Source organism: Nocardia sp. CA-120079 (genome assembly GCF_050955745.1).
In the GTDB taxonomy this organism is placed as follows: Bacteria; Actinomycetota; Actinomycetes; order Mycobacteriales; family Mycobacteriaceae; genus Nocardia.
The window spans coordinates 6,811,715-6,827,276 of record NZ_CP192088.1 but is presented as its reverse complement, the minus strand read 5'-3'; the positions used below and the strand labels follow the sequence as shown (position 1 = coordinate 6,827,276).

The 15,562-nt window shown below is 67.0% G+C and carries 15 protein-coding genes and 1 riboswitch; of the genes, 7 read left to right on the top strand and 8 right to left on the bottom strand.

Going from position 1 to position 15,562, the window contains the following annotated elements; genetic code table 11:
* Positions 1-2 precede the first annotated feature (2 nt).
* From ACQPYR_RS31560 to ACQPYR_RS31550, 3 genes are read right to left on the bottom strand one after another with little or no spacing between them, the layout of a single operon-like run.
* Positions 3-977: an ABC transporter substrate-binding protein gene (locus tag ACQPYR_RS31560; protein ID WP_433622522.1), complete on the bottom strand. Its 975-nt coding sequence runs from the start codon at positions 975-977 to the stop codon at positions 3-5.
* A gap of 19 nt (positions 978-996) precedes the next feature.
* Entirely contained in the window at positions 997-1,776 is a 780-nt protein-coding gene (locus ACQPYR_RS31555) for an amino acid ABC transporter ATP-binding protein (protein WP_433622521.1), read from the bottom strand.
* On the bottom strand, positions 1,773-2,768 hold the full coding sequence (locus ACQPYR_RS31550) for an amino acid ABC transporter permease (RefSeq protein WP_433622520.1): 996 nt from the start codon (positions 2,766-2,768) through the stop codon (positions 1,773-1,775). The genes ACQPYR_RS31555 and ACQPYR_RS31550 overlap by 4 nt, the downstream gene beginning before the upstream one ends.
* Positions 2,769-2,777: 9 nt before the next feature.
* Positions 2,778-2,871: riboswitch (SAM riboswitch) on the bottom strand.
* Positions 2,872-3,203: 332 nt separating this feature from the next.
* Here ACQPYR_RS31550 and ACQPYR_RS31545 point away from each other — a divergent pair.
* Positions 3,204-3,917 (top strand): hypothetical protein, encoded by a 714-nt coding sequence (locus ACQPYR_RS31545; protein ID WP_433622519.1) that lies wholly within the window; start codon positions 3,204-3,206, stop codon positions 3,915-3,917.
* An 87-nt stretch (positions 3,918-4,004) separates the two neighbouring features.
* Here the strand turns inward: ACQPYR_RS31545 and ACQPYR_RS31540 are convergent, their stop codons facing one another.
* The 5 genes from ACQPYR_RS31540 to ACQPYR_RS31520 form a co-directional block, all read right to left on the bottom strand.
* Positions 4,005-5,147 (bottom strand): glycosyltransferase, encoded by a 1,143-nt coding sequence (locus tag ACQPYR_RS31540; RefSeq protein ID WP_433635297.1) that lies wholly within the window; start codon positions 5,145-5,147, stop codon positions 4,005-4,007.
* 8 nt (positions 5,148-5,155) lie between these two features.
* A complete protein-coding gene (locus ACQPYR_RS31535) occupies positions 5,156-5,899 on the bottom strand; it encodes an LppM family (lipo)protein (RefSeq protein ID WP_433622518.1) in 744 nt (247 codons plus the stop codon).
* A 116-nt stretch (positions 5,900-6,015) separates the two neighbouring features.
* Entirely contained in the window at positions 6,016-6,831 is an 816-nt protein-coding gene (locus tag ACQPYR_RS31530) for a carotenoid biosynthesis protein (RefSeq protein ID WP_433622517.1), read from the bottom strand.
* 539 nt (positions 6,832-7,370) lie between these two features.
* Entirely contained in the window at positions 7,371-8,939 is a 1,569-nt protein-coding gene (locus ACQPYR_RS31525; RefSeq protein WP_433622516.1) for a phytoene desaturase family protein, read from the bottom strand.
* Positions 8,936-9,553, bottom strand: coding sequence for a GNAT family N-acetyltransferase (locus ACQPYR_RS31520; RefSeq protein ID WP_433622515.1), 618 nt, complete (start codon positions 9,551-9,553; stop codon positions 8,936-8,938). Before ACQPYR_RS31520 ends, ACQPYR_RS31525 begins: the two co-directional genes overlap by 4 nt.
* Positions 9,554-9,703: 150 nt before the next feature.
* Here ACQPYR_RS31520 and ACQPYR_RS31515 point away from each other — a divergent pair, with 150 nt between their 5' ends.
* From ACQPYR_RS31515 to ACQPYR_RS31490, 6 genes are all read left to right on the top strand, one after another.
* Positions 9,704-10,144: an SAV_6107 family HEPN domain-containing protein gene (locus ACQPYR_RS31515; RefSeq protein WP_387295035.1), complete on the top strand. Its 441-nt coding sequence runs from the start codon at positions 9,704-9,706 to the stop codon at positions 10,142-10,144.
* Positions 10,145-10,266: 122 nt separating this feature from the next.
* Positions 10,267-10,689, top strand: a complete 423-nt coding sequence (locus tag ACQPYR_RS31510; protein WP_062988705.1) for a DUF3040 domain-containing protein — start codon at positions 10,267-10,269, stop codon at positions 10,687-10,689.
* Positions 10,690-11,137: 448 nt separating this feature from the next.
* The gene (gene mraZ / locus ACQPYR_RS31505) at positions 11,138-11,569 is read left to right on the top strand and encodes a division/cell wall cluster transcriptional repressor MraZ (protein WP_433622514.1); all 432 of its coding nucleotides are present in this window, start codon (positions 11,138-11,140) and stop codon (positions 11,567-11,569) included.
* 208 nt (positions 11,570-11,777) lie between these two features.
* A complete protein-coding gene (gene rsmH, locus ACQPYR_RS31500) occupies positions 11,778-12,755 on the top strand; it encodes a 16S rRNA (cytosine(1402)-N(4))-methyltransferase RsmH (RefSeq protein ID WP_433603554.1) in 978 nt (325 codons plus the stop codon).
* Complete coding sequence (locus ACQPYR_RS31495; protein WP_433622513.1) at positions 12,752-13,567, top strand: hypothetical protein; 816 nt, start codon at positions 12,752-12,754, stop codon at positions 13,565-13,567. Before rsmH ends, ACQPYR_RS31495 begins: the two co-directional genes overlap by 4 nt.
* A 2-nt stretch (positions 13,568-13,569) precedes the next feature.
* On the top strand, positions 13,570-15,495 hold the full coding sequence (locus ACQPYR_RS31490; protein ID WP_433635296.1) for a peptidoglycan D,D-transpeptidase FtsI family protein: 1,926 nt from the start codon (positions 13,570-13,572) through the stop codon (positions 15,493-15,495).
* The last annotated feature ends 67 nt before the right edge of the window (positions 15,496-15,562 follow it).

Genomic DNA, 15,562 nt, shown 5'->3' with positions numbered 1-15,562 from the left:
GATCACGACTTCTTCGGTAGGCCGGGCGGATTGATTCGTGAACTCGGCACGGTCTCGGTCTTCAACCCCCAGCGATCGATGACCTGCTGGTAGGTGCCGGTCTGGATGGCATTGTTGATGGCCTTGTTGATCGGGCCGATCAGCCCGTTGTCCTTCTTGGTGAGCACACCGATCTCGCCTTGCAATGCGTCACCGGCGCCGGAGAAGGTCGCGACGATCCTGGTCTGATTCGCGGTGGTGCTGTGATAGATCGCGGACGGGTTCGGCCCGATGTAGCCGTCCAGGCGTTGCGAGGCCAAAGCCAGGTAATAGTCGGTGACCTGCTGGAAGTAGGCGATATCGATCGGGGCCAGGCCCTCGGCGATATTCTGCTCGTTCCACTTGACCAGCAGCTGCTCCTGATTGGTGCCGCTGCCGACGCCGATCCGCTTGCCCGCCAGGCTCTTACGATCCTTGTAATCGAGCGTGCTCTGCTTCGGGATCTCGAGTGCGACGGTGTCATTGCGATAGGTGGCGAAGTCGTATTTCTCCTTGCGCTCCTCGGTCACGGTGACATTGGAGATGAAGACATCGGCCTCGCCCGAGTCGACCCGCACGAAGTTCTGCGACCAATCGGCCACCTGCGCAACGAGTTTCAGCCCGAGAATGTCCGCGATGAGCGAGGCGAAATCGATCTCGGAGCCGACGATGGTCTTATCGTCGGTGGCGTAGAACCGCAATGGCGGCGCGGCACCACCGGATCCGGTGACGACCAGTGTGCCGCGGTCGCGAATGGCCTGCGGCAGTTCGGCGGCAATGGCGTCGACCTTGGGGGCGTGGATCCGGCCGGACTGGCCGGGGGAGAGGTCGAAGGTGATCGAACCGGCGGGCTGCGCGGAGGTTTCCGCGTCCGGATCGGTGCCGCAGCCGGTGGCCAGCAAGGCGACCGTGGCGGCCAGGCCGACCAGGGCAGAGAGCTTCATCGAATACCTGTTCATCGGGGAGCGCGCACCGCGCTCAGCGGACTCGGGACAGAAATGCGCGGGTGCGCGGGTGTTGCGGGTTGTCGAGTACGGCGGCGGGCGGACCTTGTTCGACGATCACGCCGCCGTCGAGGAATACGACGGTGTCGGCGACCTCACGGGCGAAACCGATTTCGTGGGTGACGATCACCAGCGCGGTCCCGCCGTCGGCGAGATCGCGGATCACATCGAGGACTTCGCCGACGAGCTCCGGATCCAGCGCGGAGGTGGGCTCGTCGAAGAGGATCACCGGCGGTCGCAGCGCCAATGCCCGCGCGATGGCCACGCGCTGCTGTTGTCCGCCGGACAGCCGCCGCGGATAGGCGTCGGTCAGGTCGCCGATGCCGACCCGATCGAGCAATTGGCGTGCCTCGGCCTCGATTTCCGCACGCGGGCGACCCTGCGCGGAAATCGGTGCGAGCGTGACATTGTCGAGCACCGTCAGATGCGGGAAGAGATTGAACTGCTGGAAGACGAAGCCGATATGCGAGCGCTGTTTTCGCACTTCGCGGTCCGACAGCGCGTGCAACTTATTGCGGCGCAGCCGATATCCGATCAGTTCGCCGTCGATGTGCACGGTGCCCGCGTCCAGCGACTCCAGATGGTTGACCACCCGCAGCAGCGTCGACTTGCCGGATCCGGACGGTCCGATAACGGTGACCACTTCACCGGCCCGCACGGTCAGGTCGATGCCGGCAAGTACCTCGGTGCTGCCGTAGGACTTACGCACCCCGCGCACCTGTACCGCAGGAGCCTGGGCCACCGGCGCGCTCATCGAGTCGCTCCGCGCGGTGCGGCGGAACCGATTTCGGCGATTTCGCGCAGCCTGCGCCAGACCTTCTGCGCCGGTGTCGGTGGGGGCGTGCGGTGCGCGCCCTTGGCGTAGTGGCGTTCGATATAGAACTGCACCACCGACAGAATTGTGGTCAACACGATGTACCAGACGGTGGCCACCATGAGCAGTGGCACCACCCGGCCGTTGCGGCCGTAGATCACTTGGACCTGGTAGAAGAGTTCCGCGATAGCCATGACCGAGACGATCGAGGTGCCCTTGAACAGGCTGATCACCTCATTGGTCGCATTCGGCAGAATCGAGCGCATGGCCTGCGGGACGATGACCGTGCGGAACTGGCGCACCCGTGGAATACCGAGTGCCGCGGCTGCTTCCAGCTGCCCCGGATCGACCGAAATGTATCCGGCCCGGATGATCTCGGCCGCATACGCCGCCTGATGCAACGCGAGGCCGATGACCGCCGCGGTGAAACCGCTGATCACCCCGTTCACCTCGAAGGTGAGAAAGGCAGGGCCGAACGGGATTCCGAGCGAAAGCGTGTGGTAGAGGTAGGCGATGTTGAACCAGAACAGCAGTTGCACGATCAGCGGAATCGAGCGGAACGCCCAGATATAGACCCACGAGATCACCCGCAGCACCGGATTGTTCGACAGGCGGGCGATCGCCAAAGCCGTGCCGATCAGGAAGCCCAGTGCCGTACCCCACAGGGTCAGCTCCAAGGTGACCTTCAGCGCCGACAGCACCGATTTCGCGGTGAAGTACTTGGCGAACGTCGACCAATCCCAGCCCGGATTGGTGGCCAGCCCGTGGACGAACTGCGCGAGCAGCACGAGGGCGATGGCGCTGACGACCCAGCGCCACGGGTGCCAGGATTTGGCGATCGCCGGTGCGTCGGTAGTGCTTACGGTGGCGGTGGGTGCAGCCGGTATCGGGACATCCGATACCGGAGTATCGGATGCGACGGATGCGCTCATACTTCGGTTCCTCCATCGTTCCCGGCGGAAGCACCCGCACCCGGTGACCGGGGGGTTGCTGCGACGTCGACGAGCCAGGTCTCTCGGTCGCTCTGGATGGTGTGTCCGACGCCGAGCACGGGTCGGTCAATGGGTCTAGCCGAAATATCATGCGAAGCAGGCGAAGTCCGGCACAAGGGTACGAATCAGCGTGAGCGCAGACCTTGTTTGCATCGTCTTGAGCAGGCACTATTGGCTCGTTCATGCAGTGGATCGCGGTATTTCGGCCCAAGTTCTCCGAGTGCTCTTCGTCCGGATCGCCCGCCTGCGCAGCGCCGCAGCGGTCCATCGGGACGCGCGGCGCGAACGTGTCGAGCGCCGAAATAAACGCTGTTGCGAAGGTTTGCCGGAGTACTCTCGGACCTCGATTCGTGCCCGACGATGAGGAGGTCCACCGTGACCCTGCTGCGCCGTCTGACCACGCTAACCGCCATCGCGACCGGTACGGCCGCGCTGACTCTCGCCGCCCCCGGCATCGCCGCCGCGGGTCCGGCGCCGATACCCGCACCCGCCGTTCCGGCCGCGACCGCACCGTCCACCCAAGCCGCACCAGGTGATCTGTTCGCCGGTTACCGAGCCGTCGTGGACGCGCTACGCACCTTCGGCATCGACCCGTTCCTGTACCCGGCGATCGCGCCGTTCTGCTCCGACACCGGCAGCCTCGGCCTGGTGCCCGCGGTAGCGGGCGCAGTCCCCGGGCCGTGGCCCAAAACCACGGTGGCCATTCCAGGACTCGACCCGACCGCCGTCAAGGCGGGCCAGGTCATGTTCACCTTCGTCCCCTACGGCCTCGGCCCGGACGGCACGAATGCTTCGGGCATGAACGTCGCCTGGGTCAACCTGGCCAATGGCCGCAGCGGCATCACCGCCATGGGATCGATCTCCGATATGGTCCGCACGATGGTGCCCGCCGAAACCCCGACCGAGATAAGGCCACTGGCCGAACGCGCGATCCAAGACTTCTTCGCCGTATTCCCGGTCGGTGGGGTGCGCGCGGTTCCGGTCGACACCGGATCCGGCACGGTACTCGCCGCAGTCTTCGGAACCCTGAACAACAACACCAAGCCCTGCTTCTTCCTCCCGACCATAGGACTCACCACAGTGCGCTGACCCCTGAGGACCGCTCGAGACCAGGTGGCACTGGCGGCTGGGTCTTCTCGCTTGGGCGATGCCGCCACGGATTCCACCTGATCTTGATCAGCGGGTCAAAGGGCGAGACTTCCAGGTCAACGCGGCGGTGCGGTGGGCGCGGCGGGAGCGGGTCCAGAGGCGGAGGTAGGCGTCGATGGAGATCGGATGTGCCAGGGCCGCGAGCGCGTCGGTGCGGGTCGTGGCGCCGCGTTCCAGTGAGCGCGCGAGCAGGCGGCTGGCGACCGCGGCGCCGTAGCCGATGAGACCGGCGGTGCGTACCGAGCCTCGGCCGCCGATCGCGGCCAGTGGGGGCGCCCAGTAGGCCAGTGTCGCAACGGCTCCCACCGCCGCGCCGCCGATTGTCGTGCCGCCGTAGGCGGACCACAGCCAGCGGTTGTAACCGGTCTCCAGTTCGGCCGCGCCACGGTACATGCGGGTGCTCGCCGCTCGACCTGCCGCCACCAGCGCGGTCCGGCGACCCGAGCGACGCAGCGCGCGTGCGATATCCAGGTCATCGGTCGGGCTCGCGGCGACCGCGGCATGCCCGCCGATGGCGTGGTAGGCGGTGGCGTCGAACACCAGGAACTGTCCGCAGGCCACGGCGGTCGAGGGGCGCAGGCTGCGATTGGCGGCCGCGATCGGCAGGCTCGTCGCCCACGACCAGCACAGCAGCGGCTGCACCAGCGCCTCGGCCAGCGATCCGGTCACCTGGTACGGCCATGGTGACAACAATGCGGCTCGGCTGCGGCGCAACTCGGCGGTCGCCGCGGCGATCGCATTCGGTGCCAGTCGCACATCGGCATCGAGAAAGATCAGCACCGTGGCGTCCGCCAACTCGGCCAGTCGCGCGCAAGCCGCGGCCTTTCCGGTCCATCCGGGTGCGGGTTCGGCCTCGGAGCGGAACACCGTGAAGCGCGAATCGCCCGCAATCGCGTCGAGCGCGGCCGCTTCGGTCCCGTCCGACGACGCGTCGTCGAGAATCAGCACCCGCAGTCGCGGCACGCCGATCTGGCCACGGAGATCGTTGATCAGCTCGGGCAGTCGCTGTGCCTCATCGCGTGCCGGGATACACACCGACACCGGCTCGATCACGGTATTCGGTCCGGCCGAGAGCCTGCGCACCGTCACGCGGTTGAACAACGCGATCCCGCAACCGAACAGCGCGATACCCGCGCCCGCCCACGCGGCGATCGCCGCGCCCGCGCGCAGGGTTCGCGTCAGCGGCGGGTCAGCGAGCGCCACAGATTGCTCGGTGAGAAGTTGGTTTCCGGTGCACCGGGCGGTGCCGGGTTGCGGTCCATATAGGCGATGGCGGCGATGATGGCGGCGACGGCGAGGGTGATACCGCCGACGATCCCTGCCCAGCCCGCGAATGAGCGGGTATTCGGGTCCGCGTAGCTGACCTCGGCGCGCACGGTGGAGACATCGCCGGGCGGCAGTTTCCAGGAGACGGTCGAGTCGTCCTCGCGATTGCCGTTGGTCTTGGCCACGCGGGCCGGGAAAGCCACGGTGAACTGCACATCCGAACCGTGCGGCGGAACGGATTTCAGATCGACCCGGCCAGTGAGGCTGACCAGGTCGCCGGTGCGCTGGAACGACAGGTTGAACATGCCCTGGGTCTGATCGGAGAGCGCGCCGAGCTGGCCCACCTCACCGAAGGACAGATCCTCGAAGAACACCTTGCTGCCCACGTAGCCGTCCTGGCTGTACGGCTCGACCCGAACCTTCGCGGCCAGCGAATCGGGCGCCTTCAGCTGCGGGCCCTTGTCATTCGCGTCCGCGGGCACCACCGCGGCCACGATCCGTCCGGAGACTCGGTCATTGGACGACACACCCATCGACACCTGCACCCGCAGGCAGCCCGCGAGCATGGGCACCAGCATTGCGGCCAGCAGTACTGCCGCGGCCACCCGTGCTCCGGGCCGGGGAGAACGTGGCGGTAGAACCGATGTGTCGGGCATCGCGGTGAGAGGACTCGGCTGCACGGCTCACATCGTGCCAGGCGGTCGCCCCGAATTGCCACGCGACGGGCGGAACGCACGCCGACCGAAGTATCGGAGAGCTGGTCCGCACCGCTTCAGCCTCGCCGGGCCGCGACCGATCGCACCAGCAGCGGCACGCCGAGCACCCCCAGCCCGATGCACCCGTACCAGGCCGAATATGGCAGATCGAGGAACACCGCGTGCGCGAGCGTCGACCCGAGCCAGGTCCACATGAACACCGCCACCGGTACCACCGCGGCTGCCGGGATCGGGGATACCGGCCCTCGGGATCCGTGCTCCGGACCGGTCGGGTCAGGCGTTCCCGACTCCAGCGCAGATGTTCCATCCTGCGCCGCCGAACCGGTCAGCAGCAACGCCATCACCAGCGCCACCGCGAACCACCCCAGATAGTTCGTGTAAGGAATCCCATCGAGTCCGGGCAGCCCTCGACCGGCGGCACACCAAGTCCACTGCCCGTCCGCCACCATCTGCGGATCGAGGAACAGATCCCAGCCCACAGCCCCGACCGCGGTCAAACCAACTCGCCCACCCCACCGCCGAGTCGACAACCCGGCGACCACCCACACCGGATACAGCCCACCGGTCCAGGCCAGCGCGACCACCAATGGCACCCCCGTCACCGCGGGCCCCAATCTGCCGTCGGCGTACTCATAACAACCGAATGGAAAACCCGTTGCCGTGCCAACGATTTCGGCAACCAGTCCGAGCCCGGAGACAATCACCACGAACCCCAGCGCGTACCTGATGCCACACGTCACCACCGCGTGCACCAGCGCGGTCCCCGCCGACAACAGCACGACCGCAACAGTCACCCGATCACGAGCGACCCCCGAGGCGAGCGGATAACTGATCTGCACGAGCACGAGCAGCACCGCCGGGACCGCGGGCACCAGCAACCGCGGCGTCCACCGAAGGGCCGCCGCCGACCGTGAGCGCCGACCTGGACCGCGCCGACATGCCGGGCTCCCGTCAGCACCGTGGCCGTCGGAGTCCGTTGCGTCGGTGGACTCGGCTCGTCGGGTGGTTTCTGGGCTCGCCGGGCTGTGGGTGTCGGATTTCGTTGTGTCGGTGGATTTCGTCGATGCGGTGGTTTCTGGGCTGGCTGGGTCGTGGCTGTTGGAGTCCGTTGCGCGGGAGGACTCGGCTCGTCGGGTGGTTTCTGGGCTCGCCGGGCTGTGGGTGTCGGATTTCGTTGTGTCGGTGGATTTCGTCGATGCGGTGGTTTCTGGGCAGGCTGGGTCGTGGCTGTTGGAGTCCGTTGCGCGGGAGGACTCGGCTCGTCGGGTGATCTCTGGGCTCGCCGGGCTATGGGTGTCGGAATCCGTTGCGCGGGAGGACTCGACTTGCCCGGTGGTCCCCGGACCAGGGCTTTTCGTCCCTGACGTAGGTCGCTCGTCCGGGTCCGGTACGGCTGGCCCGGTGGGGTCCGTCATCGTCTGCGCAGCAGGGGAAACCGGTTGCGCCGTCGGTCGCGCAGTACCAACTGAGCCGCGCTGCGCCCACTCGCTCCGGACACTCCGCCACCGGGATGCGTCGACGCACCGGTGAGATACAACCCGGGCGCGCCTGGCACCCGCTGCCCGGACAACTCCGGCAGCGGCCGCCACAGCATCATCTGATCCAGCGACATCTCCACATGCATCACATTTCCGCCGCGCAACCCGAGCTCGCGCTCCAGATCGACCGGCGTCTGCACGTACCGTCGCAGCACACTCGCGCCGAAACCCGGTGCGTAGGAGTCGACTTCGGCGATGATCCGATCGGCCTCCGACTCGGCGTGCGCGGCCCAGTCGCTCCCGTCGGCCAGCTCGTACGGATGCCACTGCGCCCACAGCGAGAGCTGATGCTCACCGGCCGGGGCGATGCTCGGATCCAGCGCACTGAAACTCATGGCCAGGACCACCGGTCGCGGCGGCAGATCACCGGCCAGCGCCGCACCGTGCGCCCGCCGCAGCTGCCGCCGATCGGAGACGAGGAACTGCAGACCATTGGCGGATTCGGCGGTCGAACTACCGGGATACTGCGGCAGCGCAGACGTCGCGAGTCGCACCACCATGCCGATACCGGGCCCGACCCGGATCCGTCGCTGCCAGTCGTCGAGCACTACATCGTCGAATCCGCCGTCGCGCAGCAGATCCAGCGTAGTCAGCACATGGATGCCCGCGATCACGGTGTCCGCGTGCAGGCTTCGTCCCGACGCCGTGCGCACCTGCCAGCCCGCGCCGACCTGCCGCAGCCTGGTGACCCCATCGCCCGCCGAAACCACACCGCCGTCGGCGCGCAGCCGCGCGACCAGTGCCGTTGTCAGCGCCCCACTTCCTCCCACCGCCCGTCCCGGCGGCAGCGTATGCATCAGCGCGGCGAATCCGACCATCGGCGCGGTCCCCGGTTCCGACATCGGCGGCCCGGATTGCGCACCGAACCAGGCCAGCGACGCCTTGAGCCGCTCATCGTCGAAGTAGCTGTCCAGCAGGGCGTCGCCGGTCTGCAGGAACTCCCGCGACAACGCGCTCCCACCATCGCCCGCGTCCAGCCCCCAGAACGAACGCAGCAGCCGCCCCGGCGTCGGCGCACCACCGAAGGCGCGCATCACTCGCGCCGACCGCGGCCCCCAGACCTCGACGAAGCGCCGATACGCCACCGCATCCCGCGCACCACAAATCTCCGCGATTCCGGCACAGGTCCGATCGAGATCGCGATGGAAAACGATCGGTGCACCGCCATCCGGCCCCGTGGGCGTGAAACCCCAAGGATCGCAATCGATATAACGCAGCCCGAAGCGCGACAGCTCGAGTTCCTCGATGATCCCGGTATGGCGCACCATGATGTGCGCCGACGATCCGCGATCGACCAGATGACCGGGAAAGCGTTCGACCGTCGACACCGCGCCGCCGAGCACCTCGTCGCGCTCGAGCACCTCCACCCGCTCCCCGGCCCGTGCCAGATAGCAAGCCGCGACGAGCGCGTTATGGCCCGACCCGACGACCACAACGGTCACAGAGGCAGCCGCCGTCCCAGTATCGCGAACGGCCTGGTGTCCCCGGCGAAGACGAAATTACGGATCACATCGGTGAATCCGAGTCGCCGATACAGCTTCCATGCGCGATTGGCCTCGCCCTGCACTTCCGGTGTGGACAGCAGCACCGCGCTCTCGGTGCGATTCGCCAGCAGCCGCGTCAGCAGTTCGCCGCCGATGCCGCGACCCTGCGCCGACGGATGCACGTGCAGCTCGGTCAGTTCGAAATAGTCCGAAAGCAGTTCGCGCGCAGAATGTTCCGGCCAGCCCGAGCGCCGCATCCCGCTGTGCACCTGCTGATGCCACCACTGGTGGGCGGCGCCGCGATAGCCGTATGCGATGGCCACGATCGGCGCGGTCCGCAGGTCGATCTGCCCGGAATCATCGGGGATGACGGCGGCGACGCCCTGCCAGCCGACGCGGGTGGTGTGCTCGGTCCACATCGGTGCGCGATGGTGTTCGGTGCCGTGCGGATATTCCATCGCCGCGACGTACACCGCGAGCGCGTCGTGCAGCCGGGAGCGCAGCGCCGCGACGGAGAGGTCGATGGCGACAGGGGCGTTGGCGGGGGTGTGTCTGGGCTTGACGGCTGTCATGGCTCTCGTCGGTCCGCGGAAAGTTGTCGGTGGGTATCCCTATATTCAATCTCAATTCAAACGTTCGAATACCTGTTCGATCCCCGCGGTGCTGGGAACTCGGCATTCGCGCTCAGGATAGGCCAGGTGAGCGACTCGGAGGGACGGCTGATGTCTGGTCGGATCGAACACCCGGGGCAACCCGGCAAGGCGGGCAAGCTGCTGCAGCGGGCGGACGGCTTGCTGATGCAGGCGGCGGGGGAACACGACCCGCGCGAACGTTTTCGGACCGCGTATCTCGCCGCGCTGCGCGGTGCCGGGGCCGTACTCGCGTTCACCGGGGCAGACGCGGCGCCGCGAGCGCGCTCGCGCAATGCTTGGGTGCTGATGCAGCGCGCCGCGCCCGAATTCGTCATGTGGGCCGACTACTTCAGCGCCCGTTCGGAGATCAGGGCGGCGCTGGAGGCGGGGTTGGATCGGAATGTGGATGATCGGCAGGCCGACGAGTTCTATTCGCGGGTGGGCGCATTCCTCCACGACGTGGAAGATCTGGTGAATGCCGGGGCTCGATTGCGTCCCGCGCCGGGCTGGTCCGGCGGTATGACCGCTTAGTTATCGACGAGTAGGTGGTACGGCACTGATCGAACTCGTATCATTGGTGGCAGATAGCCGACCTTGGTTATCTGTCGCCTACCCGGAGGCGACAGCCACGTCCTAGTGCCGGGGGAGGTACCGTGCCACTCTCCGAGCACGAGCAGCGCATGCTCGAACAGATCGAGAGCGCGCTCTATGCTGAGGATCCGAAGTTCGCGTCGTCCGTCCGCGGCGGACGCCTTCGCTCGACCTCGAGTCGTCGCAGACTCCAGGCCGCGGCCTTGTTCGTCCTCGGCCTGTTTCTACTTGTCGCCGGCATAGCCGCTCCGGTGAAGCTCGGCGACTTTCCGATCATCAGCCTGATCGGATTCATCGTGATGTTCGCCGCGGGCGTGCTGTTACTGCTCGGCAGTTCCAAGGGCATCGCCAAGGGCGACCGGTCGGGCAATGCCCAATCCGGTGGCGCGAGTGGCGGATCGGGCGGACGTGGGCGAGGGCGCAAGTCCGGTGGTTTCTCCGAGCGCATGGAGGATCGGTTCCGCCGTCGCTTCGATCAGGAGTAGCGCGCCCGTAGCCGACACCTATATATCGAATGCGCCGCCGCACCGAACAGGTGCGGCGGCGCGTTCTCATGCGTGAACCACCCGGCTGCTGAAGGTGCGCCGCGCGCGGTTCCCCACAACGCTCCACGATCTTCCCCCACAACCTCCCACCCCCCACCTCCGCGCCGCCCCGTGACCGGCCGAAACCTGGGGAACCAGGGCGTTTGCTGGTAGTTGTCGGGCGCTTGTCTCGCCGTGTGGCGCGTGTCGCCAGAACACGGAAAAAGTTCTCCACCACAGTGATAGCTGGGATGACCTGCGTAATCGACGACGCGGGGAGCCAGATCACCCCGAGTTTCGATTGAAAGTGGGGGAAAGTGGGGTAATGTGGAGCGCGCACAAGAGGAAGGGCATACATCCGAGGTGATCGTGCTCCCCGTACCACGGGGTTGATCCGGGAGGTAGCGGGTTGTTTCTCGGTACCTATACACCTCGGTTGGATGACAAAGGGCGACTGACGTTGCCTGCGAAGTTTCGAGACGATCTGGCGGGAGGGTTGATGGTCACGAAGGGTCAGGACCACAGCCTTGCCGTATATCCCAAGGAAGAGTTCACCGCTCTCGCACGGCGAGCTGCGGCGGCATCTCGAAGCAATCCGCAGGCGCGCGCGTTCGTCCGGGCACTCGCGGCCGGTACGGATGAACAGCGTCCGGACGCCCAGGGCCGGATCGTGTTGTCGGCCGATCATCGTCGCTACGCGAACCTTTCGCGGGACTGCGTGGTGATCGGATCGGTCGACTTCCTCGAGATATGGGATAAGCAGGCGTGGGAGTACTACCTCGCCGAGCACGAGGAGGACTACGCCGAAGCGAGAGACGAGTCGCTGGGCGGAATCTTCTAGCCCTGAGCGAACGAGTGCCACGCGGCCTCTGCCCGGACGCGCGGACCCTGACGTACTTCCCCGACGCCAGGTGCCGAGGCTCCGGTCAGAGACCCCGCGGCATTCGTATTTTCGAAAGCAGCTGTGTAACAAGGCGACCCCGCAGCGAGTGATCCCACTGACACGGCTCGATGCGCGACGACGCGAGGCAGGATTCCGGGAGGTCGAGGTGAACCGTGAACAGGACGGTCCTCGCCATGTTCCGGTTCTGCTCCAGCGGGCCGACGCGCTCCTCGGTCCGGCCCTCGCCGAACCCGGCGCGGTATATGTCGACGCCACATTGGGTTTGGGCGGACACGCCGAACACTTCCTCCGCACCTACCCGAATATCCACCTCGTCGGACTCGATCGCGATACCCATGCGCTGGCATTGGCCGGCGAGCGATTGGCGCCATTCGCGGACCGAATCACCTTGGTGCACATCCGATATGACGGAATCGCGGCCGCGCTGAAGCAGGCCGGATTGCCGACTACCGGATCGGTGAGCGCCATCCTGATGGATCTCGGCGTGTCCTCGATGCAACTCGACGAGGCCGAGCGCGGCTTCGCCTACTCTGTCGACGCGCCACTGGATATGCGGATGGATCCGACCACCGGCATCACCGCCGCCGATGTGCTCAACACCTATAGCCACGGTGATCTGGCGCGCGTGCTGAAAACCTACGGTGAGGAACGCTTCGCGGGCAAGATCGCATCCGAAGTGCTGCGCCGTCGGCAGCAGAAGCCGTTTCGCACGAGTGCCGAATTGGTCGAATTGCTTTATGCCACAATCCCGGCCGCCACCAGGCGGACGGGCGGGCATCCGGCCAAGCGGACCTTCCAGGCGCTGCGGGTGGAGGTGAACGGCGAGCTCGACTCGCTGCGCGCCGCCCTGCCCGCCGCTCTGGACTCGCTGCGGGTCGGCGGCCGGATCGTGATCATGTCGTATCAGTCGCTCGAGGATCGGGTGGTCAAACAGGAGTTGGCGCCGCGCACGACATCGCGGACACCGGTCGACCTGCCGGTCGAATTGCCCGGTATGGGACCGGAATTCAAGTTGCTGACCCGGGGCGCCGAGAAGGCGACCGAACAAGAGATCGAAGAGAACCCGAGGGCGGCACCCGTGCGGATGCGCGCGGCGGAGAGAATCCAGGAGGGGACAGCATGAGTGTGCGCACGCGTACCGTCGAGGCGCCGGGCCGGATCGCTCGCCGGGTTCAGGCCGCCGAGCGGGTGAAATCGGGTGCCGCACAACGGGCCTACGCCAAGCGTCGGATGCGGGCCGAGCAGTCGGGGGACCAGCACGATCTGCCGAAGCAGCGCGCATCGGCGATGGCTTCGCGAATTCCGTTCGTGGCGGCCATCATTGCGCTGCTCGGCTGCGGTCTCGCGCTCACCCTGCTGCTCACCACCCGTTCGGCCGAGGACAGCTATCAGCTCGGCGATGCCAGGGCGACCAACCGCAAGCTGGCCGACGAACGCGCGGCGCTGCAGCGCGAGGTCGAGGCCGCCGACTCCGCGCCCGAACTCGCCGCAAGGGCCCGCGAACTCGGAATGATCCCGGCCAAGGATCCGGCCCGGCTGGTGATCGGACCGGATGGCGGGGTAACGGTGATCGGTAAGCCGACTCCTGCGCAGGGCGCGCCGGTGCCGCCGCTGAACAGCTCGCCCGCAACGCCGACCGTCCCGCCGACGGGCAATGCCCAGGCCCGCGGTGAACGATTGGTTCCGGTGACGACCACGCCGACCGCGCCGTCCACCCAGCCGAATACCGGCCAGCCCGCGAACTCCGTTGCGGGACAGGCGAGTCCGACGCCCAGCCCGACACCGGCGAGCCCGGCGCCGACGCCGAGTCAGGTCGCGCAGGCTCCGGTGGAGACACCGCAACCGGAAACTCCGCAGCCCGTACCGGCGCAAGCTCGAGCGCCGCAGTTCGAGACGCCCCAACCAGCGCCCTCCCCTGACGAGGGCGCCCGATGAGCATGCGGCAGACCAGGCCCGCGTCGCGTCAGCGCCGCGGGCCGTCGGCATCCAAGGCGGGCTCTACCAGCGCCTCCGGGACATCGAGGACGGCAACCGCATCCAGACCGCGGACGGCCGCCCCGGATCGGCCGCTGCGCCTGCGTCTCGGTGTCGGGCGGGTGATCATGCTGATCGCGCTGGCGGTCGTCGCGCTGCAATTGCTGTGGGTGCAGAGCATTTCGGCGCCCAGCCTGTCCGCGCAGGCGGCCAGTCAGCGCACCACCCACGAGCCCGAGTACGCCACCCGTGGGCCCATCACCGATCGCAACGGGAAGTCCCTCGCGATCACGCTGAGTGCGCAGGCGCTGACCTTCCAGCCGGTGGTCGTGCGCAAACAACTCACCGATGCGAAGGAGAAGTCGGCCAAGGCTCCGGATCCCGATGAGCGGCTCAAAGCGATCGCCAAGACCATCCACGACAAGATCGGCAAGGACGCGCCCGCCGAATCGGCACTGTTGGACAAGCTGAAGAGCGATACGGAGTTCGTCTATCTCGCCCGCAATGTCGATCCGCGCATAGCCTCCGATATCAAGGTGCAATTTCCCGAGGTCGGCGCCGAGCGCCAGGATGTACGCGATTATCCGGGCGGCTCGCTGGCCGCCAATGTGCTCGGCACCACCGGCTGGGACGGACACGGCCAGATGGGCCTCGAATCGTCGCTGGACTCGCTGCTGGCGGGTACCGACGGCTCGCAGACCTACGACCGCGGTTCCGACGGTGCGGTCATTCCGGGCAGCTGGCGCGATAAGCAGCCTGCGGTGAACGGCTACTCGGTCCAACTGACCCTGGATTCGGATCTGCAGTACTACGTGCAGCAGCAGGTGCAGCAGGCCAAGGAGATGTCCGGCGCGAACGGGGCCTCGGCCGTCGTGCTGGATGCGAAGACCGGCCAGGTGCTGGCGATGTCGAACGACAACACCTTCAACCCGGCGCTGGGACCGCAGCATTGGGGCAATGCCGAGATGCAGAACCCCTCGGTGCAGGACCCCTTCGAACCCGGTTCGGTCAACAAGATCGTGACCGCGGCCGCGGCCATCGAATACGGCTTGACCAATCCCGACGAGGTGCTGCAGGTGCCCGGCGAGATCCGGATGTCCGGGGCCACCGTGCACGATGCCTGGGAGCACAGCACTTTGCCGTACACCACCACCGGCATCTTCGGTAAGTCCTCCAATGTCGGCACGCTGATGCTTGCGCAGCGGGTCGGCGAGGACCGGTTCGCGGATATGGTCAACCGCTTCGGACTCGGCCAGCGCACCGGTGTCGGCTTGCCCGGCGAGAGCCCGGGCCAGGTGCCCGCCCGCGACCAGTGGTCCGGCGGCACCTTCGCGAACCTGCCCATCGGACAGGGCCTTTCGATGACGACCCTGCAGATGACCGGGATGTACCAGGCCATTGCCAATGGCGGCGTGCGGATTCCGCCGCGCATCGTCAAATCCGAGACCGCACCGGACGGCACCCGCACCGAGGAGCCACAGCCCGACGGCGTGCGCGTGGTGAGCGAACAGACCGCGGCGACGCTGCGCACCATGTTCCAGGCGGTCGTGCAGCGCGATCCGATGGGTGTGCAGATGGGGACCGGTGGGTCCGCGGCAATCGATGGCTATCAGGTGGCGGGCAAGACCGGCACCGCCCAGAAGGTCGACCCGAGCTGCCGCTGCTATTCGACTTCGTCGTTCTACATCACTTTCGCCGGTATGGCTCCCGCGGACAACCCGCGCTACGTCATCGGCCTGATGCTCGACGCGCCGATTCGCAGCTCCGACGGCAGCGGCGGCGGGTCGGTTGCGCCGCTGTTCCACAACATCGCCTCCTGGGCGCTGCAGCGCGACCGTATCCCCCCTTCACCCGAGCCGTCGCGACGGTTCGTTCTGCAGGCTTCATAAGATTGGAGCCGCGTTGCCCGGCCGTGAGCCGACGTCGGTAACCTGACTCGACGTTCCCGCCTTTCCT

Bases quoted from the DNA above. Each gene is read 5' to 3' on its own strand.
- ACQPYR_RS31520 (WP_433622515.1), bottom strand. From the start codon at position 9,553: ATGACAGCCGTCAAGCCCAGACACACCCCCGCCAACGCCCCTGTCGCC.
- ACQPYR_RS31535 (WP_433622518.1), bottom strand. From the start codon at position 5,899: ATGCCCGACACATCGGTTCTACCGCCACGTTCTCCCCGGCCCGGAGCA.
- ACQPYR_RS31550 (WP_433622520.1), bottom strand. From the start codon at position 2,768: ATGAGCGCATCCGTCGCATCCGATACTCCGGTATCGGATGTCCCGATA.
- ACQPYR_RS31555 (WP_433622521.1), bottom strand. From the start codon at position 1,776: ATGAGCGCGCCGGTGGCCCAGGCTCCTGCGGTACAGGTGCGCGGGGTG.
- ACQPYR_RS31495 (WP_433622513.1), top strand. From the start codon at position 12,752: ATGAGTGTGCGCACGCGTACCGTCGAGGCGCCGGGCCGGATCGCTCGC.
- ACQPYR_RS31560 (WP_433622522.1), bottom strand. From the start codon at position 977: ATGAACAGGTATTCGATGAAGCTCTCTGCCCTGGTCGGCCTGGCCGCC.
- ACQPYR_RS31515 (WP_387295035.1), top strand. From the start codon at position 9,704: ATGTCTGGTCGGATCGAACACCCGGGGCAACCCGGCAAGGCGGGCAAG.
- ACQPYR_RS31490 (WP_433635296.1), top strand. From the start codon at position 13,570: ATGCGGCAGACCAGGCCCGCGTCGCGTCAGCGCCGCGGGCCGTCGGCA.